Annotated in this window: 19 protein-coding genes; 6 read left to right on the top strand and 13 right to left on the bottom strand. The window is 64.3% G+C overall.

What is annotated here, in order from left to right:
* Positions 1 to 2: 2 nt before the first annotated feature.
* The 4 genes from eutB to doeB are packed head-to-tail and all read left to right on the top strand — an operon-like array spanning position 3 to position 4,210.
* Complete coding sequence (gene eutB, locus A9K71_RS24715) at positions 3 to 998, top strand: hydroxyectoine utilization dehydratase EutB (RefSeq protein ID WP_067002305.1); 996 nt, start codon at positions 3 to 5, stop codon at positions 996 to 998.
* Positions 995 to 1,987: a cyclodeaminase gene (locus tag A9K71_RS24710; protein WP_067002303.1), complete on the top strand. Its 993-nt coding sequence runs from the start codon at positions 995 to 997 to the stop codon at positions 1,985 to 1,987. The genes eutB and A9K71_RS24710 overlap by 4 nt, the downstream gene beginning before the upstream one ends.
* Positions 1,988 to 2,024: 37 nt before the next feature.
* Entirely contained in the window at positions 2,025 to 3,203 is a 1,179-nt protein-coding gene (doeA, locus tag A9K71_RS24705; RefSeq protein WP_067002301.1) for an ectoine hydrolase DoeA, read from the top strand.
* A 5-nt stretch (positions 3,204 to 3,208) separates the two neighbouring features.
* On the top strand, positions 3,209 to 4,210 hold the full coding sequence (doeB, locus tag A9K71_RS24700) for a N(2)-acetyl-L-2,4-diaminobutanoate deacetylase DoeB (protein ID WP_067002299.1): 1,002 nt from the start codon (positions 3,209 to 3,211) through the stop codon (positions 4,208 to 4,210).
* Positions 4,211 to 4,271: 61 nt separating this feature from the next.
* Here the strand turns inward: doeB and A9K71_RS24695 are convergent, their stop codons facing one another.
* From A9K71_RS24695 to A9K71_RS24650, 10 genes are all read right to left on the bottom strand, one after another.
* On the bottom strand, positions 4,272 to 5,549 hold the full coding sequence (locus A9K71_RS24695; protein WP_067002297.1) for an L-fuconate dehydratase: 1,278 nt from the start codon (positions 5,547 to 5,549) through the stop codon (positions 4,272 to 4,274).
* Between the two features lie 13 nt (positions 5,550 to 5,562).
* Positions 5,563 to 6,294 (bottom strand): SDR family oxidoreductase, encoded by a 732-nt coding sequence (locus tag A9K71_RS24690; protein ID WP_067002295.1) that lies wholly within the window; start codon positions 6,292 to 6,294, stop codon positions 5,563 to 5,565.
* Positions 6,295 to 6,312: 18 nt separating this feature from the next.
* Positions 6,313 to 6,765, bottom strand: a complete 453-nt coding sequence (locus tag A9K71_RS24685) for a MaoC/PaaZ C-terminal domain-containing protein (RefSeq protein ID WP_067002293.1) — start codon at positions 6,763 to 6,765, stop codon at positions 6,313 to 6,315.
* Positions 6,766 to 6,773: 8 nt separating this feature from the next.
* A complete protein-coding gene (locus A9K71_RS24680; RefSeq protein ID WP_067002291.1) occupies positions 6,774 to 7,847 on the bottom strand; it encodes a Gfo/Idh/MocA family oxidoreductase in 1,074 nt (357 codons plus the stop codon).
* Positions 7,840 to 8,169, bottom strand: a complete 330-nt coding sequence (locus tag A9K71_RS24675; protein WP_067002289.1) for an L-rhamnose mutarotase — start codon at positions 8,167 to 8,169, stop codon at positions 7,840 to 7,842. Before A9K71_RS24675 ends, A9K71_RS24680 begins: the two co-directional genes overlap by 8 nt.
* A 2-nt stretch (positions 8,170 to 8,171) precedes the next feature.
* On the bottom strand, positions 8,172 to 9,293 hold the full coding sequence (locus tag A9K71_RS24670) for a mandelate racemase/muconate lactonizing enzyme family protein (RefSeq protein ID WP_067002287.1): 1,122 nt from the start codon (positions 9,291 to 9,293) through the stop codon (positions 8,172 to 8,174).
* A 2-nt stretch (positions 9,294 to 9,295) separates the two neighbouring features.
* Positions 9,296 to 10,393, bottom strand: a complete 1,098-nt coding sequence (ugpC, locus tag A9K71_RS24665) for a sn-glycerol-3-phosphate ABC transporter ATP-binding protein UgpC (protein ID WP_067002285.1) — start codon at positions 10,391 to 10,393, stop codon at positions 9,296 to 9,298.
* A gap of 4 nt (positions 10,394 to 10,397) precedes the next feature.
* Positions 10,398 to 11,264 carry a carbohydrate ABC transporter permease gene (locus A9K71_RS24660; RefSeq protein WP_067002283.1) on the bottom strand — a complete coding sequence of 289 codons (867 nt, stop codon included), beginning with the start codon at positions 11,262 to 11,264 and terminating at the stop codon, positions 10,398 to 10,400.
* Between the two features lie 2 nt (positions 11,265 to 11,266).
* Complete coding sequence (locus A9K71_RS24655) at positions 11,267 to 12,163, bottom strand: sugar ABC transporter permease (protein WP_067002280.1); 897 nt, start codon at positions 12,161 to 12,163, stop codon at positions 11,267 to 11,269.
* A 106-nt stretch (positions 12,164 to 12,269) separates the two neighbouring features.
* The gene (locus tag A9K71_RS24650) at positions 12,270 to 13,583 is read right to left on the bottom strand and encodes an extracellular solute-binding protein (protein ID WP_067002278.1); all 1,314 of its coding nucleotides are present in this window, start codon (positions 13,581 to 13,583) and stop codon (positions 12,270 to 12,272) included.
* A 156-nt stretch (positions 13,584 to 13,739) separates the two neighbouring features.
* On the opposite strand from A9K71_RS24650, the gene A9K71_RS24645 reads away from it, so the two are divergent.
* Together A9K71_RS24645 and A9K71_RS24640 are read left to right on the top strand one after the other, a co-directional pair.
* Positions 13,740 to 14,519 carry an IclR family transcriptional regulator gene (locus tag A9K71_RS24645; protein WP_067002276.1) on the top strand — a complete coding sequence of 260 codons (780 nt, stop codon included), beginning with the start codon at positions 13,740 to 13,742 and terminating at the stop codon, positions 14,517 to 14,519.
* Positions 14,520 to 14,645: 126 nt separating this feature from the next.
* On the top strand, positions 14,646 to 15,482 hold the full coding sequence (locus tag A9K71_RS24640) for an amidohydrolase (protein ID WP_067002721.1): 837 nt from the start codon (positions 14,646 to 14,648) through the stop codon (positions 15,480 to 15,482).
* A gap of 25 nt (positions 15,483 to 15,507) precedes the next feature.
* Here A9K71_RS24640 and A9K71_RS24635 read toward each other — a convergent pair whose 3' ends face one another.
* Genes A9K71_RS24635 through A9K71_RS24625 form a run of 3 tightly spaced genes read right to left on the bottom strand, consistent with a single transcriptional unit; the run spans position 15,508 to position 18,352 of the window.
* The gene (locus A9K71_RS24635) at positions 15,508 to 16,629 is read right to left on the bottom strand and encodes an extracellular solute-binding protein (protein ID WP_067002719.1); all 1,122 of its coding nucleotides are present in this window, start codon (positions 16,627 to 16,629) and stop codon (positions 15,508 to 15,510) included.
* A 14-nt stretch (positions 16,630 to 16,643) separates the two neighbouring features.
* Positions 16,644 to 17,801, bottom strand: coding sequence for a CaiB/BaiF CoA-transferase family protein (locus tag A9K71_RS24630; protein ID WP_067002275.1), 1,158 nt, complete (start codon positions 17,799 to 17,801; stop codon positions 16,644 to 16,646).
* Positions 17,798 to 18,352 carry a MaoC family dehydratase gene (locus A9K71_RS24625; protein ID WP_067002273.1) on the bottom strand — a complete coding sequence of 185 codons (555 nt, stop codon included), beginning with the start codon at positions 18,350 to 18,352 and terminating at the stop codon, positions 17,798 to 17,800. The genes A9K71_RS24630 and A9K71_RS24625 overlap by 4 nt, the downstream gene beginning before the upstream one ends.
* Positions 18,353 to 18,359: the final 7 nt, after the last annotated feature.

Here is an 18,359-nt window from a genome sequence, read left to right as displayed (position 1 = left end):
CAATGACCAAAACGGAAGTCACGCTTCAGCATATCCGCGCTGCGCGCGAACGCATTGCCGGAAAGGTCGAGTGGACGCCGACTGTGTTGTCGCAAAGCCTCTCGGATCGGGCGGGACATCCCGTTCACCTCAAGCTGGAACATCACCAGACGACCGGCGCGTTCAAGCTGCGCGGCGCGTCAAACGCGATCGCCGCGTTGAGTCCGCGAGAAAGATTGCGCGGGGTGGTCGCGGCATCGACCGGCAATCACGGCCGCGCGCTGGCCCATGCGGCGAAGCTCGAGGGCATGCGCGCGGTGATCTGCATGTCGAGGCTGGTGCCCGAGAACAAGGTCGATGCAATCCGCCGGCTCGGCGCGGATATTCGCATCGTCGGCAACAGCCAGGACGATGCCCAGCAGGAGGTGGACAGGCTGGTAGCGGAGGAGAGGCTGGTCATGCTGCCGCCCTTCGACCATGCCGACATCGTCGCTGGGCAGGGCACGTTGGGGCTGGAGATCATGGAGCAGGTTCGGGACGCAGCAAGCGTGCTGGTGCCGCTCTCCGGCGGCGGCCTGGCAGCCGGCGTTGCCGCGGCGGTCAAGGGGGTGAGCCCGGCCACCAAAGTCGTCGGCGTCTCGATGGCGCGCGGTGCCGCGATGAAGGCGAGTCTCGATGCCGGCCGCCCCGTGCAGGTCGAGGAATTGCCGACGCTTGCGGACTCGCTGGGCGGCGGCATCGGCCTCGATAACCGGCTGACCTTTGCCATGTGCCGTGAGCTGCTCGACGACGTCATCCTGCTTTCCGAGGACGAGATCGCCGCCGGCATTCGGCATGCCTATGAGGAAGAGCGCGAGATCGTCGAAGGCGCGGGCGCGGTCGGCATCGGCGCGCTGCTTGCTGGGAAGGTCACTGCGAAAGGACCGGTGGTGGCCATCCTGTCTGGCCGCAACATCGACATGAGCGTGCATCGCCGCATCGTCTGCGGCAACGCTGCACTGACGGAGCGCCCCACATGAGCCGCATGACCATCCTCACCGAAGCCGAGCTGCGCAAGATCGTGACGCTCGATCTGGATGCGGTCGCCTGCGTCGAGAACGCGTTTCGGGCTTTGGCGACAATGCCGGTGGCGATGCCGCCGATCTTGAGGCTTGACATTCACGAGCATCGCGGCGAGGTCGACGTGAAGTCCGCGTACGTGCCCGGCATAGATGGCTTCGCCGTCAAGATAAGCTCCGGCTTCTTCGACAATCCGAAGCTCGGCCTGCCGAGCGGCGGCGGCATGATGGTGCTGCTTTCGGCCAAGACCGGTGTGGTCGAGGCGCTGCTGCTCGACAATGGCTATCTGACCGATGTGCGCACCGCCGCAGCCGGCGCGGTCGCGGCCAAGCATCTGTCGCGCGAAGACTCCAGCATAGCGGCGATCTTCGGCGCCGGCTTGCAGGCCGGCCTGCAATTGGAAGCGCTGCGCCTCGTCAGGCCGATCGCGGAGGCGCGCGTCTGGGCGCGCGATGCGGCCAAGGCCGAGGCGACCGCGGCCCGCTTGCGCGAGAGACTGGGCATCATGGTGCGTGCCGAGCCGGATGCGGCGAGGGCGGCAGCGGGCGCCGACATCATCGTCACCACCACGCCTTCGACCGAGCCGCTGATCAAGGCCGGGTTCGTCTCGGCCGGCCAGCACATCACCGCGATGGGCTCGGATGCCGAGCACAAGAACGAGATCGCGCCGGCGATCCTTCGCCTGGCAGATCTCTATGTCGCAGACAGCGCGAAGCAGACGCGGCGCTTGGGCGAGCTTCACCACGCCATCGAGGCAGGGGCGATGGCGGCCGACGCGGAAGTCACTGAGCTCGGCCAGGTCATCGCCGGGAAAAAGCACGGACGACGATCGGCCGGCGACATCACCATCGCGGATCTCACCGGCACCGGCGTGCAGGACACCGCGATCGCCACCTTAGCCCGCGACCGCGCTGGGGCGGCGAAGACGGGAACGATTTTCGAAAGCTGAATATGGCCGCGAGGCCCAACAAACGAGGACCAACAAAATGCAGCCGAACCTGAAATTCTCGCGGGGCGAATTTGCCGATCGCCTGGCAAAGACGCGGAAAGCCATGGAGGCCAAGGGGGTCGATCTGCTGATCGTCAGCGATCCGTCCAACATGGCGTGGCTGACCGGCTATGACGGCTGGTCCTTCTATGTGCATCAGGCGGTCATCGTGCCGCCTTCGGGCGAGCCGGTCTGGTATGGCCGCGGCCAGGACGCCAACGGCGCCAAGCGCACCGCCTATCTCGCGCATGACAACATCATTGGCTACGCCGACCACTACGTGCAGTCGACCGAGCGGCACCCGATGGACTATCTCGCCAGCGTGCTTGCCGATCGCCGCTGGGACAAGCTGACCATCGGCGTCGAGATGGACAATTATTGGTTCTCGGCGGCTGCCTTCGCCTCGCTGCAGAAGCACCTGCCCAACGCCCGCTTCCTCGACGCCACCGCGCTGGTCAATTGGCAGCGCGCGGTGAAGAGCCCGACCGAGGTCGACTTCATGCGCAAGGCCGCCCGCATCGTCGAGGCCATGCATCAGCGCATCGTCGACAAGATCGAGGTCGGCATGCGCAAATGCGATCTGGTCGCCGAGATCTATGATGCCGGCACGCGCGGCGTTGAGGGCATCGGCGGCGACTATCCGGCGATCGTGCCGCTCTTGCCATCGGGCGCCGACGCCTCGGCGCCGCATCTCACCTGGGACGACCAGCCGATGAAGGCGGGCGAGGGCACCTTCTTCGAGATCGCCGGCTGCTACAATCGCTACCACTGCCCGCTGTCGCGCACCGTCTTCCTCGGCAAGCCGACGCAGGCCTTTCTCGACGCCGAGAAGGCGACGCTAGAGGGCATGGAGGCGGGCCTTGCGGCCGCCAAGCCGGGCAATGTCTGCGAGGACATCGCCAATGCCTTCTTCGCCGTGCTGAAGGAGTACGGCATCGTCAAGGACAACCGCACCGGCTACTCGATCGGTCTTTCCTATCCGCCGGATTGGGGCGAGTGCACGATGAGCCTGCGCCCCGGCGATCGCACCGAGCTCAAGCCCGGCATGACCTTCCATTTCATGACGGGTCTGTGGCTCGAGACAATGGGACTTGAAATCACCGAATCGATCCTGATCACCGAGACCGGCGTCGAGTGCCTGGCCAATGTGCCGCGCAAACTGTTCGTGAAGGATTGAGGCCTATGCCAGCTCTGCCTCCATCGCCGATAACGCCGACCGTCGATTTCGAGCGCGACGGTGTCCAGCACGGCTTTCTGCGCCTGCCTTACAGCCGCGACGATTCCGCCTGGGGCTCGGTGATGATTCCGATCTGTATCGTCCGCAACGGCAACGGGCAGACGGCGCTGCTTACCGGGGGAAATCACGGCGACGAATATGAAGGCCCGCTGGCGCTCTACGAGCTCGCTCGCACGCTCGACCCGAAGGATGTCACCGGCACCGTCATCATCGTGCCGGCGATGAACTATCCGGCGTTCCGCGCCGGCAGCCGCACCTCGCCGATCGACAAGGGCAACATGAACCGCAGCTTTCCCGGCCGGCCGGACGGTACCGTGACGGAAAAGATTGCCGACTATTTCCAGCGCGAATTGTTGCCGCGGGCGGACATCGTGTTCGACTTCCACTCCGGCGGAAAGACGCTGGACTTCGTGCCGTTCTGCGCCGCGCATACGCTGCCGGACAAGGAACAGGAGAAAGAGGCCGTCGCCGCGGTCGAAGCCTTCTCGGCTCCGTTCTCGATGCGCATGACCGAGATCGATACCGTTGGCATGTATGACACCGCGGCCGAGAAGATGGGCAAGGTCTTCGTCACTACCGAGCTCGGCGGTGGCGGCACGGCCCGGGCCGAGACGGTGCGCATCGCTCGCCGTGGCATCCTCAATGTGCTTCGCCATGCCGGCATCGTTGATGGTGCTATCGAGAAAAATCGAACTCAATGGCTCGACATGCCCTCGGGGGACTGCTTTGCGTTTGCCGAGGACGAGGGCATGATCGAGACCATGATCGATCTCGGCGAGAAGGTGGAGGAAGGCCAGGTCGTGGCGCGCATCCATTCGACCGGTCGCACCGGCACCGCGCCCCAGGAGATCAAGGCCAGGATGTCAGGGCTCCTGGCCGCGCGCCATTTCCCCGGCCTGGTCAAGGCCGGCGATTGTGTTGCGGTGCTTGCCGTCGAGGTTGACTGAAGCGCGCCAGGTAGAAGCGACGCCGTAACGCCGCCAAGGCCACCTGCGTTACGGCTCGCATTCAACTGTGGAATAGGTAGGCGGCAATCGAGTCCGGCTTCATCTCGATCGAGAAGCCCGGCGCCGTCGGCGGCATGTACGCCGCATTCTCAATGGCACAGGGCTCGAGGAAATGCTCGTGCAGGTGATCGACATATTCGATCACCCGTCCATCCTTGGTGCCCGACACCGCGATATAGTCGATCATCGACAGATGCTGGACATATTCGCACAGGCCGACGCCGCCGGCATGCGGCCAGACCGGCAAGCCGAACTTGGCGGCGATCAAAAGCACGGCCAGCACCTCGTTCAGGCCGCCCATGCGGCAGGAATCTATCTGCACGATATCGATCGCGCCGCCGGCGATGAACTGCTTGAACATGATGCGGTTCTGGCACATCTCGCCGGTCGCAACCTTGATCGGCGCCACCGCCTTGCGGATCTTGGCATGGCCGGCGACATCGTCCGGGCTGGTCGGCTCCTCGATGAAGAAGGGCTTGGCGAAGGCAAGATCGCGCAGCCAGTCGATCGCCTGGTCGACCTCCCAGACCTGGTTCGCGTCGATCATCAGGTAACGGTCCGGACCGATCACCTCGCGGGCGATCCTGAGACGGCGGATGTCGTCGGCGCGGTCGCGGCCCACCTTCAGCTTGATGTGATTGAACCCCTCGTCGACTGCTTCCTGGCAGAGGCGCCTCAGCTTGCCGTCGGGATAGCCGAGCCAGCCGGCCGATGTGGTATAGCAGGCATAGCCTTCGCGCTCGAGGCTGGCGATGCGCTCGGCCTTGCCGGCCTCGGCCTTCCTCAGGATCTCCAGCGCTTCGGCCGGCGTGATCGCATCGGTGAGATAGCGGAAGTCGACGATGCGCACGATCTCTTCCGGGCTCATGTCGGCGACAAGGCGCCAGACCGGCTTGCCGGCTCCCTTGGCCCACAGATCCCAGACCGCATTGACAACCGCGCCGACGGCGAGGTGCATGGCGCCCTTGTCCGGGCCGATCCAGCGCAACTGGCTGTCGCCGGTCACGTGATGCCAGAAGCGGCTGGGATCTTGCTTGACCCAGTCGAGGTCGATCCCGACAACAAGATGGCGCAGCGCCTCGATCGCCGCGCAGCAGATCTCGTTGCCCCGGCCGATGGTGAAGGTGAGCCCGTGGCCGCTGAGCCCCTCGCTATCGGTGTCGAGGATGACATAGGCGGCCGAATAATCGGGGTCCGGATTCATCGCGTCCGACCCGTCGAGGCTCTGCGACGTCGGGAAGCGCAGATCGAAGACGCGAAGATCGGTAACGCAGGTCATGCTCGGTGCCTCATCAGATCGACCAGCCGCCGTCGATATTATAGGCCTGCCCGGTCGTATAGGTGGCGCCGGCGAGATAGACGGCAAGATCGGCGATCTCCTCCGCCGTGCCCAACCTTCCCATCGGCTGGCGGGCGATGAAGGCGGCACGGGCGGCCTCATAGTCGCCTTGCGCCCGCATGCGGCTTTCGAGCGAGGGGCTCTCCACCGTGCCGGGGCAGATCGCGTTGCAGCGAATGCCTTTACCGACATAGTCGGCGGCGATCGATTTGGTCAGCCCGATCACGGCCGCCTTGGTCACGCCATAGGCGAAGCGGTTGGGCACGCCTTTCGGGGCGCCGGCGACCGATGCCATGTTTATGATCGAACCATCGCCGCGCTCCAGCATGCCGGGCAGCACGGCGCGGATAGTGCGGATCATGGCGCGCACATTGAGGTTGAAGGCAAAGTCGAGGTCCTCGTCCTTCATGTCGAGGATCGAGCCGGAGTGGACGAAGCCGGCGCAGTTGAAAAGCACATCGATGCGGCCGATTTTGGCGAAGGCGGCCTGCACGGCGCCGTCGTTCAGCACGTCGAGCTTGCGAGTCTTGATGACCGAGGTGTTGCCGAGCTCGGCCAGCGCCGCTTCATTTATGTCGGTGGCGTGGACGATCGCGCCAGCCTTGGCGAAAGCCAACGCGCTAGCCCGACCGATGCCTTGCGCAGCGGCCGTTACGACCACCACCTTGCCTGTCAGATCAGCCATGTTGTTTTGTCTCCATCTTCAGCCGAGCCGGGGGCGCCGCTCGACGATATAGATGTGATCGGCGGCCAGCACGACTTCGTCGCGCTGGTTCAAAACCTCGACGCGTTCGATGACGCGCCCGGAGGCCGGCCGCTTCGGATCGTCTTCCTTCGCGGCGATCGTCGTGCGCGTGCGGATCGTGTCGCCGATGAAGACCGGCCTGATGAAGCGCAGCCTGTCATAACCGTAGGAGAAGGCGACCGGATTGATGACGCTCGCGGTCAGGCCGACGCCGACCGAGAACACCAGCGTGCCATGCGCGATGCGTTGGCCGAAGGGCGTCGTCTTCATGAACTCGGCGTCCATGTGGTGCGGAAAGAAATCGCCGGTGTGGCCGGCATGGACGACGAAGTCCGTCTCGGTGATGGTGCGGCCGCTGGTCAGCCGCGACGAGCCGATCTCGTAATCCTCGAAATAGGTGACCTGTTCCATGCCGTTCCTTACGGTTTTGCGGTGAGCGGCGTTGCCGGCGCGGCGCTCGAACGATAGGCGGCTTCCACCAGGGCCATGGTGTTCCAGGCATCTTCGACTGAACTGACCAGCTTTTTGTCTTCCCCGGAGGCGAAGCGCTGCACATTGGCCATGCGTCCGACAAAGGCGTCGGGGAACCATTCGCCGGTGAGCGGCACGGCGACCCAATCGGAGCCGCCTTTAGGGTGGATTTCCAGCACGTCGGGCTCGCCGCGCGGATAGTCGAGATTGAGGCCAAGCCTGACGTAGGCGGCGCCCTCGGTGCCGCAGATACGGAAATCGCAGGCCTGATGCCGGCGTCCGAACTTATGATCGTGGTTGATCGAGAGCGCGCAGCGCACCGTGTCGCCATAGTCGAGGATGGCGCTGGTACGGGTCTGCGCGACCTTGTGATTGGGATGGCCGAGCGTCTTGGCATGCACGCCCTTCGGGTCGCCGAGAAGCTGCCGGATCACGTCGAGATAGTGGATCGAATGCATGGCGATCTCGACACGCGGCGCCGTAAGCAGGAATTCCCAGAGCTGCCACGGCGTTGCGAGCGCCAGCCAGGCATCGAAGTCGACGACCTCGCCAAGCCAGCCCTTGGCGATCGCGTCCTTCAGCGCCAGCATCATCGGCGCGAAGCGAAGCTGGAAATTCACTGCAGCCTTGAGCTTCTTGGTGCGACAGATTTCAAGGATCTCGGTTGCCTCGCCAAGGTAGTTGCCCATCGGCTTCTGGATCAATGCGACCGCGTCGTCGGGCAGGGCCTTCAGCACCTCGGCGTGCCGGCCGGGCGGCGTTGCGAGATCGAAGATCGCATCCTTGACGGCGGCCGCTTCGTCCACCGAGCCGAATGCCGTCACGCCCCATTGTTCGGCCAGTTTCCGAGCCTTGGCCTGGTCCGGATCGTAGAGACCCACCACTGGAAAACCAGCCTTGCGATAGGCCGGGAAATGCGCATCGCCGACGATCGAGCCGGCGCCGAAGGTGACGATCGGACGCGGCTTTGCAGGCATCGGCCAGGATTGCGCCAGCGAGGCGGGATCGAAGGCATCAGTCATGGTGGAAGACTTCATCCATCGTCGCCCACCACTCGCCCTCCTGCCTTGTCGGCAAGGGTTCCTGGCATGGCATGCAGACCGACCACCATTCCTGGGTCTTCGGATCGGCGGCCATCTTGGCCATGTCGGCGGCATAGTCGGTGCCGTGATACTCGAAATAGGAGAACAGCAGGTTCTCCGGCCGCTTGAGGTAGATCGAGTAGTTCTTGATGTTGCAGGCGGAGATCATCTCGAGCACGTCCGGCCAGACGGCGGCGTGCAGGCGCACGTATTCCTCGATCTTTTCCGGCTTCAGGCCAAGCACCATGCCCATTCGCTGCATTCTCAGTTCCTCCGCTCCGTGACGGTGACGCTGAATTCGACGACGCTCAGCGCCTTGATCGCATCGAAATCCCAGTCGATGCCGAGGCCCGGCTCGTCCGGCGCCAGGGCGTGGCCGTTTTCGATCACCATCTTCTTGCCCGTCAACTCATCCAGCTGCGGGATGTATTCCACATATTTGCCGTTCGGCACCGCGCAGGCCAGGCTGACATGCAGTTCCATCAGGAAATGCGGGCAGATCGGCATGTCGAAGGCTTCCGCCATATGCGCCACCTTCAGCCAAGGCGTGATGCCGCCGATGCGGCCGACATCGACCTGGACGATGCTGCAGCCGCCCTTCTGCATATGTTCGCGGAAATGGCGGATCGAATAGAGCGACTCGCCGACGGCGATAGGCGTCGCCGTCGAATTCGATAGCCGCACATGGCCGTCTATGTCGTCGGCCGGCAGCGGTTCCTCGATCCAGGCGAGATCGAGATCGCGCAGCCGCTCGGCGCGCCGGATGGCTTCGTCGACGGTAAAACCCTGGTTGCAGTCGGTCATGATCTCATAGCCGTCGCCGACCGCCTTGCGCACGGCCGACAACCGGGCAAAATCCTCGGCGCCGTGCGGCTTGCCGATCTTGACCTTCGAGCCGGTGAAGCCTTTCGCCTTGGCGGCCAGCGCATCTTCGACAAGCGCTTCAGTCTCGATGTGCAGCCAGCCGCCTTCGGTGGTGTAAAGCGGACAGCGGTCCTTGGCGCCGCCCGCGAGCTTCCAGAGCGGCAGCTTCTGCTTCTTCGCCCGAAGGTCCCAGAGCGCAGTGTCGATGGCGGCGAGCGCGATGGCCGTGATGGCGCCGATGGTGGTGGCGTGCGTGGCGAATTCGAGATCGTGCCAGATCGCCTCGATCCGGTCGGCATCCTCACCGATCAGGCGGGGCGCGAGGTGGTCGGCCAGAAGCCGCATCACCGAAGAGCCGCCGGTGCCGATCGTGTAGCTGTAACCCATGCCGACCGCGCCGTCGGCGTCGGTGATGGTGATGATCGGCGTCTCCTGGCTGACGAAACTCTGGATGGCGTCGGTGCGCTTCACCTTCGGCACCAGATCGACCATTGCAAGCTCGACTTTCTCGATCTTCGCCATCGTCAGGCCCTCAAGGATTTGCCGGTTTCCGCGGAAAAGAGATGCGCCTGCGACAGGTCGAAGCTCATCGCCACGCGATCGCCCGCCCTCAATGGCCTCGGGTTCAGCATCCGCGAAACCCAGTCGCGGCGGTCGAACTCGGCGAACACCAGCGTCTCGTTGCCGAGCGGCTCGGTCACCGTCACCGGCAGCTCGATCTCGTGGACGTCAGCGGCATCGCCCGAATGCAGGCCGTGGCCCACGGGGTAGAGGTCGTCGGGACGCAGGCCGAACACTACCTTGTCGCCGGCGTTCACCTTGGCCTTGAAGCGGCCTGGCAGCGGCAGGCTCTGTCCGCCGGAAAAGACGATCTTGCCGTCGTCCACGGTCGCCTCCTGCAGGTTCATCGGCGGCGAGCCGATGAAGCCCGCCACGAAGCGTGTCGCCGGCCGCTGGAAGACCTCGTCCGGCGTGCCGACCTGCTCGATGTTGCCGTCCCGCATGATGACGATGCGGTCGGCGAGCGTCATCGCCTCGACCTGGTCGTGGGTTACGTAGATAACCGTGGACTTCACCTTGGCGTGCAGCTTCTTGATCTCGGTGCGCATCTGCGTGCGTAGCTTGGCGTCGAGGTTGCTGAGCGGCTCGTCGAACAGGAAGACGTCCGGATCGCGCACGATGGCGCGGCCCATGGCGACGCGCTGGCGCTGGCCGCCGGAAAGCTGGGAGGGGCGGCGCTCGAGCAGCGCGTCGAGGCCGAGAATGGCTGAGGCCTCGGCCACGCGACGGTCCATCTCTTCCTTGGGCGCGCCGGCGATCTTCAGCGAGAAGCCGAGATTTTCGCAGACCGTCATGTGCGGATAAAGCGCGTAGGATTGGAACACCATCGAGATGTTGCGCGAACGCGGCGGCAGATCGTTGACGATGCGGTCGCCGATCTCGATCGTGCCGCCGGAGATATCTTCCAGCCCGGCGATCATGCGCAGCGTGGTCGACTTGCCGCAGCCGGACGGCCCGACCAGCGCGATGAATTCGCGGTCGGCGACATCGAGGTCGATGCCGTGCACGATCTCCATGTTGCCGTAACGCTTGGTCAGTTTCTTGAGCGAGACAATCGCCATCGGATCAACCTTTCACCGCGCCGGAAGTCAGGCCGCCGACGAGGTGTTTCTGGACGATGAAGGTAAGGAGCAGCGCCGGGATGATCATCACCACCGCCAGCGCGCACATGCCGCGCCAGTCGATGGTGAATTCGGCGGTGTAGTCGAGCAGCCCGACGGGGAGCGTCTTGGAATTGATCGAGCGCGTCAGCTGCGAGGCGAGCGCGAATTCGTTCCAGGAGGTAAGGAAGGCGAAGATGCCGGCCGACGCGATGCCTGGCCCGGCGAGTGGAAACTCGACCTGCCAGAAAGCCTGCCAGCGCGTGCAGCCGTCGATTTGCGCGGCCTCGGCGAGATCCTTCGGCACCTGGCGGAAGAAGCCGTCGATCAGCCAGATGGTGAACGGCACATTGAGCGCGACATAGGCGAGGATCAGGCCGAAATGCGTGTCGATGATGTCGAGCCGCCCATAGACGAAAAACAGCGGCAGCGACAGCGCGATGCCAGGCACGGTGCGGGTCAGCATAAGGCCGAGGAACATCGCCGACTTGCCTCGAAACCGGTAGCGCGCGAAAGCGTAGCCGCCGGCCATGCCGATCGCGATGGCAATGACGGTCGAGGTCACCGAGATGATCAGGGAATTGCGGAAATAGTCGAAGACGGGGATGCCGCCCTTGCCGACACCGCTGAACATGGCGACGTAGGCATCGAGCGAGACCTGCTGCGGGATCCAGACCGGCGGCTTGGCAAGGATCTCGACCGTCGGCCGCAGCGAGGACAGCACGATCCAGATGCCGGGCAGACAGATCAAAAGCATGACGAGGAACAGGCCGACGCGGTGGGCGACGACGCCGGCGCGGCGCTTCAGGCGGGCGGATGCGTTGGCGTCCATCCTCACCACTCCGCGCCGATCTGGGTCCGTGCCGCGGCGAGCTTCTTAAAGAAATAGACGGTGAAGACGATCGACAGCAGGATCGAGAAGTAGGCCATCGCATTGGCCACGCCCATGCGCGCGTCACCGTAGGCGGTGCGCGCGACCAGCGTCCACAACAGTTCCGTGCGGCCGGCTGGGCCGCCATCGGTCATGATCTTGACGATGTCGTAGGCGCGCGCAACGTCGAGCGAGCGGATGGTCATGGCGATATAGGCGAAGGGCATGATGAAGGGCCAGGTCACATAGCGGAAGGTTTGCCACGGCGTGCAGCCGTCGACGCGTGCCGCTTCGACCGGCTCCTTCGGCATGGCGAGCAGGCCGGCGAGGATCAGGATCGCGAAGATCGAGGTCGACGACCAGATCTCGGCGATCGAAATGGCGATGAAGGCGAGATGGCCTTCGATCAGCCAGGGGATGGCGTCCCGCGTTATGCCTAGCGACTGCAGCGCGTTGTTCACCAGGCCGATATTGTCGTTGAACATGAACTTGAACTGGAAGCCGACCAGGATCGGCGAGAACATCATCGGGAACATCATGATGGTGCGCAGCAGCCGCTGGCCGCGGCTCGCCTTCTCGACCAGCAGCGCGAGGCCGAGACCGAGCAGCATTTCGAGATTGAGTGCGATGGTGAGGAGGAGCACGGTGCGGCCGAAGGCCCACCAGAAATTCGCGTTGGACAGAATGTTGCGATAGTTGCGCAGGCCGATGAAGGTGAAGAAGGTTTCCGGCCGCGTCAGCCTGAACGGCGTGAAGCTCGAATAGAAGGACAGGCAGAGCGGCACGACCACCACCGCCGCCAGAACGAGCACGGCCGGCAGCAGAAGAAGCGTTGGCGCGGAAAGCCGCTTGGCCGTCATGCAGTGTCCCAGAATAATTTGCACGGCCGGCGATCCAATCGCAGGGCGGCCGCTTCGGTCAAAGCGGCGCCGGTCGCGAAGACCGGCGCCGCTGGGAGGATAGTCCTTAGAGCTTGCCGGCGTCCTCGAGTATCTGCGTCGCCTTGGCGGCAGCGTCGTCGAGCGCCTGCTTGGAGGTCTTGTCGCCCAGAATGGCGGCCTGAAGTTCGGGATAGACGGCGTTGGAGATCTCGATCCATTCCGGCGTCTGCGGCACCGGGAAGGCGTTCTTGGCGGCTTCCTGGAAGGCCTGCAGCACTTCGGTTTTGTAAGGATCGGACTTGGCCTGCTCGAGGTCCCATTCCCACACCTTGGTGCGGGTGGGCAGCGGGCCAGCCGCGGCTTCCAGCTTCTGGCTGTCCTCGTTGGTCAGCCACCAGACGAGGGAGGCGGCGGCCTCCTTGTTGGCGCAGTTTTCGGTCACCGAGAAGCCATGCGCGCCGGACCAGCCCGAGCGCTTGCCGGATGAGCCCTTCGGCTGCACCTTGACGCCGACATTGCCGGCGACCTTGGACGACTTCGGGTCGTTGAAGAAGCCGGCCCAGCCCGGCCAGTCGAGGTTGAGCGCCACCGTGCCGGACGCGAACCCCTGGCCGAGATCATCCCACAAATAGTTGGTCGTGCCGGCGGGCACAGCCTTGGCCTTGTAGAGCTTGACGAACCAGTCGAGCGCCTTGACGCCGGCCTCGGAGTTGAAGGCAGGCTTGCCGTCCTTGTCGAGATATTCGCCGCCGTCGGCGATCAGCATCTCGTAGAAGCGGCCGTTGATCGCCTCTTCCTTGCCGGCATATTGCGTGCCGTAGAAGTCGGGCGGGCTGGCGAAGAATTCCGCCTGCTGAGCCATCTCGTCGAAGGTGTCCGGCGGGGCGAGCTCCTCGCCGTACTTCTCCTTGTAGGCCTTCTTCTTGGCCTCGTCCTGGTAGAGGCTCTTCTGGTAGTAGAGCGCCGAGACGTCGAACTGCGCGCGCGGCAGCATCACCAGCTTGCCGTCGAGCGTACCGGCGGCGATGTTGGCCGGGACGAAAGCGTCGATCTCCTCCTTCGGCAGCAGCTTGGCGAGGTCAGTGTAGATGCCTGGATATTGGGGCGCGAACGAGGTGTGGTTGGAGCCGACGCACCAGGTGATCGAGTTGGAGGCGATGTCCGACTTGATCTCCTTGTCGAGATCGAAGTGGTTCTTCTTGGAGATGACGTTGACCTTGGCGCCGGTCGCCTTCTCCCACTCGCCGATGCGCGCGTAGAGTTTTTCGTATTGCTGGCCGCCGATCAGCTTGGCGTCGATCGTGACGCCGGTGAACTTGCCCGGCAGGTCGGCAGCAAAGACCGCACCCGATGCCATGAGCAATGCGCCGGCGGCGACGCCGGAAAGCAGTCTGTTCATGAATATCCTCCCTGGAACGGCCGCAGGCCGTCGTGGCTGAAGCTCCATGCTTCATTCATATGCAAACAAATTATTCATAAGTCGTCAAGCCGAAACTTCTTCCCTATGAAGGCTGTCTTGCGTATATGAAGATCACAATTCACCAGAGGGCATCGGGTGCAGGACGACGAGGAAGATCGCTATCGCGCGCCGGCACTGGACAAGGGGCTGGACATTCTGGAACTGCTCGCCAGCGTCGATGGCGGCCTGACCCAGGCCGAGATCGCCAAGCGGCTCGACCGCAGCCCGAACGAATTTTACCGGATGCTCGACCGTCTGGTGAAACGCGGGTACGTGACCCGGCCAGACGGCGACCGCTACTCGCTGACGCTGAAGCTGTTCGGGCTTGGCCAGCTGCATGCGCCGGTGCGCAGGCTGGTCTCCTACGCCACGTCGATCATGCGGGAACTGGCCGAGACCTCTTGGCAGGCAAACCAACTCGTCGTGTTCGACCGGGGCAGCGCCGTGGTCATTGCCCAGCAGGAAGCGCCGCGATACTGGGGCATATCGATCCGCGTCGGCTCGCATATCAGCCTGTTCGACACCGGCTCGGGACATGTGCTGCTGGCCTTCCGCTCACCGGAAGAGCGCGAGATGATGATCGCCGAGCATTTGCGCAGCAACGAGGAGATGAAGTTGTCGCCCGACTTCTTCGCCCGCCTCGACCAGGTGCGCGATCGTGGCTACGAGATGATGGCTTCGTTGCAGACCGCCGGCGTCTACAATCTGTCGGCGCCGGTGCTCGGTTCCGACGGGCACGGCATCGCCGCGCTCACCATACCTTATATCACTCTGGTCAACGCGCCGGCAGCGCCCGATATCACCAGGACCATCACGCTGCTCCAGACAGCAGCGGCCCGCCTGTCGCAACTCGCCGGGTCGGATGTCAGGTCATAGGAAGAATTCTTATTTGAATGATGAATTCTCCCGTGAGATGATCGAGACGATGTTTTGAAGCATGTCGTTTGCGCAAAAGCCGCTGCGCAATTCGGCCACGTGGATAGCGCGACAAGGGAGGAAGCGATGATCGTCGATACGCACCTGCATCTCATCGACAGGGCGGCGCTACGCTATCCATGGCTCTCCGGCGTGCCGGCCCTCGACCGCGATTTTTCCCACGACGAATACGCCACCGAGGCGCGCCGCGCAGGCATAGAATTGGCGCTCCATATGGAGGTCGACGTCCACCCGGCCGATATCGCGGCCGAGACAGCCCTTGTCGAAGGACTGTCGAAGAAGCCCGGCAGCCTGGTGCGGGGCGCGATCGTGTCGTGCCGGCCGGAAGAACCTGGCTTCGCCGCCTGGCTGGACAAGGTGAAGGCCGATCCATTTGTCAAAGGATTCCGCCGCGTGCTGCATGTCGTGCCCGACGACGTCTCCGAGGGCGCCCTGTTCCGCGAGAACATCAGGCGCATCGCCGGCAGCGGGCTGACCTTCGATCTTTGCGTCCTGCCGCGACAGATGAGCCAAGCGATCGCGCTGGTCGATCTGGCGCCTGACGTGCAATTCGTTCTCGATCATTGCGGCGTGCCCGACATCCGGGGCAAGGCCGAGCATCCCTGGCGCGAGCAGATCGCCGAGATCGCCCGGCGCCCCAATGTCGTCGGCAAGATCTCCGGCGTCGTCGCCTATGCCGATCCGGCGAGCTGGACCGTCGAGACCCTGCGGCCTTATGTCGAGCACACGATCGGCAGCTTCGGCTGGGATCGCGTCGTGTGGGGCAGCGACTGGCCGGTCTGCACGCTCGGTGGCGGGCTGCTCGGCTGGGTAGCGGCGACGCACGCGCTCCTTGCCGGGGCGAGCGAAACCGAGCGCGCGAAACTGCTCTCCGGCAACGCGAAGAAGCTCTGGCGGCTGTGAGCCGCAAGGCCGATGCCCGACTGTATTAGCGGGGCGCCGCGAAGCTCTGCCGGAACAGGCGATTGATGTCGGCGACGACGCGGGGGGCGTCCTGCCGGCCGGCAAGACCCTCGTTGAGGCGATCGGACGCCGCCTGCTGAAACGCCATGTAGCCGTCGTGGCGCGGGCGCACCCAGGCGCCTTCCAGCGTCGCCCGCGTGCCGCGGTAGAAGTCGCCCGTCGCGACATTCACGGCTTCGTCCTCCCAGGCGGCGGCATGGCCGGGCTGGCCGCCGGCGGCGGCATAGAGGCCGCGCTGCACGTCGCCGTTGGCGATCCAGTAGGCGAAGTCGATCGCTTCCTCGCCGGCAGCGGAAAAGGCGGAGACGGCGATGCCGGTGCCGCCGAGCGCGGAGCCGACCGGGCCGTTGCCGCCCACAGTCGGCATGTCGCAAAAGAAGAGCCGGTTCGGCCGGAAGCCTGCAGTGGCATAGGGCACGTAGCCATAGATCAGCGGCGCGCAGGCGATGCGCGAGCCGGCCTCGGCCATCTTTTCGAACACCGCAATCGGATCCATCGTAAGGCACTCGGGATCGAGGAGTGCCGCGATCTCACGCAGCATTTCGAAGACGGTCTCGCCGGTATCGGGATCGATCAGATCGCTCGGGCTTTCGACTGCACATGGCCGGCCGAGATCGGCGGCAAGCGTGAAGAAGCACATCAGCGAGTGCGGCGGCCTGAGCGGCAAGAGCACGCGGCCCCGCTGGGCAAGCTCCAGCACTTCGGTCCAGATCTTCGGCGCGGCGTCTATCAAATCGGGTCGCCAGGCCTGCACCTGCGTCGCGGCGTCGATCGGAAAGGCCCATTGCCGGTCCTGCCAAGTGTAGCTCGGATAGGACCGGCCGACGCTTGCCTTCGCCAGCGCTTCGCGCTCCGCCTCGCGGCCGGGCACGTCGAGCGGGGCCAGGCACTTCTCGGCGGTGATCTGGCCGACATGCGGATGATCGATGACGATCAGGTCGTAGGCGCGGGCGAGTTCTTCGACAGAGAAGGACTCGAAGTCCTGCAGCGAGCGCTTCTCCCACTCGATAGAGACGCCGGTCTTTTCCCGCCAAAGCCGGGAGCAGGCGACCATCGGATCATAGCCGCGCGGATGGTTCCAGGTCATGCCCTTGAGCGTCGTCACAGGCCGAACTCCTTGCGGATTTTTGCGCTGTGCTCGCCGACGCGCGGCGCCGCCTGCTCGACTTTGGCGCGCATGCCGTCGATCCTGAGCGGTGACCGCGTGGTATCGATCGAAACACCGTCCTCGCGCGTCACGGTCTGCAGCAGGTCGAGCGCCTTGAAGCCGTCGCTTTCCAGCACCTCTTTCCAGTTCAGCACCTTCGCGCACCAGATGTCGGCGGGCTCGAGGATCGCCAGCCATTCGTCGACCGACTTCTGCGCGATGCGCTGCGCGATGATCGCCTTGATCTCGTCGCGCGCCGTGAACCAGGTCGCCGGCTGGTCGCGATAGGGCGCCAGCGCCTCGATCTCGAGCAGGTCGGCGAGCTTCGGGATCGGCGTCATGGCGATCGCCAGGAAGCCGTCCTTGGCCGGATAGACTCCGTAGGGCGCCGCCAGATAGGCGTGGGCGCTATGGAACGACGAACGGCGCGGCAGCCGCCGGCCGTCATTGAGATGCGTCGTCAGCACCTCGAACTGGAGGTCGATCAGCGCTTCGAAGAGGCTGGTCTCGATATGGCCGCCCGCGCCGGTGATGCCGCGCCGGACCAGTGCTGCGAGGATGCCTTGCGCACAGGCGGCGCCGGCCAGCATGTCGGCGATTGCCAGGCCGAACGGCACCGGACCCTGATCTTCGTCGCCGTTCAGCCACATGACGCCGGAGCGCGCCTGGGCAAGCAGGTCCTGGCCCGGACGCTTTACCCACGGTCCTTCCTCGCCATAGCCGCTGATCGAGGCGTAGACCAGGCGCGGATTGATCGTGCGCACATGCTCGTAATCGAGGCCGAGCCGCTCGATGACGCCGGGGCGGAAGTTCTGAATCAGCACGTCGGCCTTGGCGAGCAGCCCGCGCAGCGCTTTAAGGTCGTCCTCGTTCTTCAGATCGACCGCAAAGCTTTCCTTGGCACGGTTGATGGCGTGGAAGATGGTGGAATCACCACCGATCTCGGTGTCGCTGAGATAGAGCCGGCGCGACAGGTCGCCACCATCGGGCCGCTCGATCTTGATGACGCGGGCACCAAGGTCGAGGAGCCTCAGCGAGCAGTAAGGTCCCGACAGGAACTGGCTCATGTCGACGACGACAAGGCCGGACAGCGGCTGTTCGGCGGCCATCATTGCTTCTCCGTCTTGCCGGCGAAGTCGGCCGGGTCCCTGTATTTCACCGTCTGCAGATGCTCGCAGTAGAGCACCAGGTCGCCTTCGCCCTTGAACACTTCATAGCTGGCGCGGATCAGCCCCATGTCCTTGTAGCGGGGCTTCTTTTCCATGTTGGTGCGGATCGAATAGATGGTGTCGCCGATGAAGACCGGCTTTATGAAGCGGAGCTTGTCATAGCCGTAGGAAAAGGCATTGACGCAGTTGGTGGCGACTAGACCAAGCCCGGCCGAGAAAACGAAGGCGCCCGCCACGAGGCGCTTGCCGAAGATACCTTCGCGCTCGGCGAACATCTGGTCCTGCACATAAGGGTGGATGTCGAGCACCAGGGTGTTGAAGAGATGGCTGTCGCCTTCGGCCATAGTGCGCCGGAGCGAGCGGATTTTCTGACCGATCGGCCAATCCTCAAAGAACCAGTTTTCGGCATTCCATACCGGCAGCAGGGCGTGATCGGCCGGCATGTCGGCAGGGCAGGTCGAAGCGACGCCGACGGTAGGCGGGAAGCTGGTCATTGCGCTG

Source organism: Mesorhizobium sp. WSM3873, assembly GCF_001672445.1.
Classification (GTDB): domain Bacteria; phylum Pseudomonadota; class Alphaproteobacteria; order Rhizobiales; family Rhizobiaceae; genus Mesorhizobium.
This window is presented reverse-complemented; position numbering and strand designations above follow the sequence as displayed.

Coding starts and splice junctions, on each gene's coding strand:
- eutB (WP_067002305.1), top strand. CDS start 3: ATGACCAAAACGGAAGTCACGCTTCAGCATATCCGCGCTGCGCGCGAA.
- A9K71_RS24710 (WP_067002303.1), top strand. CDS start 995: ATGAGCCGCATGACCATCCTCACCGAAGCCGAGCTGCGCAAGATCGTG.
- doeA (WP_067002301.1), top strand. CDS start 2,025: ATGCAGCCGAACCTGAAATTCTCGCGGGGCGAATTTGCCGATCGCCTG.
- doeB (WP_067002299.1), top strand. CDS start 3,209: ATGCCAGCTCTGCCTCCATCGCCGATAACGCCGACCGTCGATTTCGAG.
- A9K71_RS24695 (WP_067002297.1), bottom strand. CDS start 5,549: ATGACCTGCGTTACCGATCTTCGCGTCTTCGATCTGCGCTTCCCGACG.
- A9K71_RS24690 (WP_067002295.1), bottom strand. CDS start 6,294: ATGGCTGATCTGACAGGCAAGGTGGTGGTCGTAACGGCCGCTGCGCAA.
- A9K71_RS24685 (WP_067002293.1), bottom strand. CDS start 6,765: ATGGAACAGGTCACCTATTTCGAGGATTACGAGATCGGCTCGTCGCGG.
- A9K71_RS24680 (WP_067002291.1), bottom strand. CDS start 7,847: ATGACTGATGCCTTCGATCCCGCCTCGCTGGCGCAATCCTGGCCGATG.
- A9K71_RS24675 (WP_067002289.1), bottom strand. CDS start 8,169: ATGCAGCGAATGGGCATGGTGCTTGGCCTGAAGCCGGAAAAGATCGAG.
- A9K71_RS24670 (WP_067002287.1), bottom strand. CDS start 9,293: ATGGCGAAGATCGAGAAAGTCGAGCTTGCAATGGTCGATCTGGTGCCG.
- ugpC (WP_067002285.1), bottom strand. CDS start 10,393: ATGGCGATTGTCTCGCTCAAGAAACTGACCAAGCGTTACGGCAACATG.
- A9K71_RS24660 (WP_067002283.1), bottom strand. CDS start 11,264: ATGGACGCCAACGCATCCGCCCGCCTGAAGCGCCGCGCCGGCGTCGTC.
- A9K71_RS24655 (WP_067002280.1), bottom strand. CDS start 12,163: ATGACGGCCAAGCGGCTTTCCGCGCCAACGCTTCTTCTGCTGCCGGCC.
- A9K71_RS24650 (WP_067002278.1), bottom strand. CDS start 13,583: ATGAACAGACTGCTTTCCGGCGTCGCCGCCGGCGCATTGCTCATGGCA.
- A9K71_RS24640 (WP_067002721.1), top strand. CDS start 14,646: ATGATCGTCGATACGCACCTGCATCTCATCGACAGGGCGGCGCTACGC.
- A9K71_RS24635 (WP_067002719.1), bottom strand. CDS start 16,629: ATGACCTGGAACCATCCGCGCGGCTATGATCCGATGGTCGCCTGCTCC.
- A9K71_RS24630 (WP_067002275.1), bottom strand. CDS start 17,801: ATGATGGCCGCCGAACAGCCGCTGTCCGGCCTTGTCGTCGTCGACATG.
- A9K71_RS24625 (WP_067002273.1), bottom strand. CDS start 18,352: ATGACCAGCTTCCCGCCTACCGTCGGCGTCGCTTCGACCTGCCCTGCC.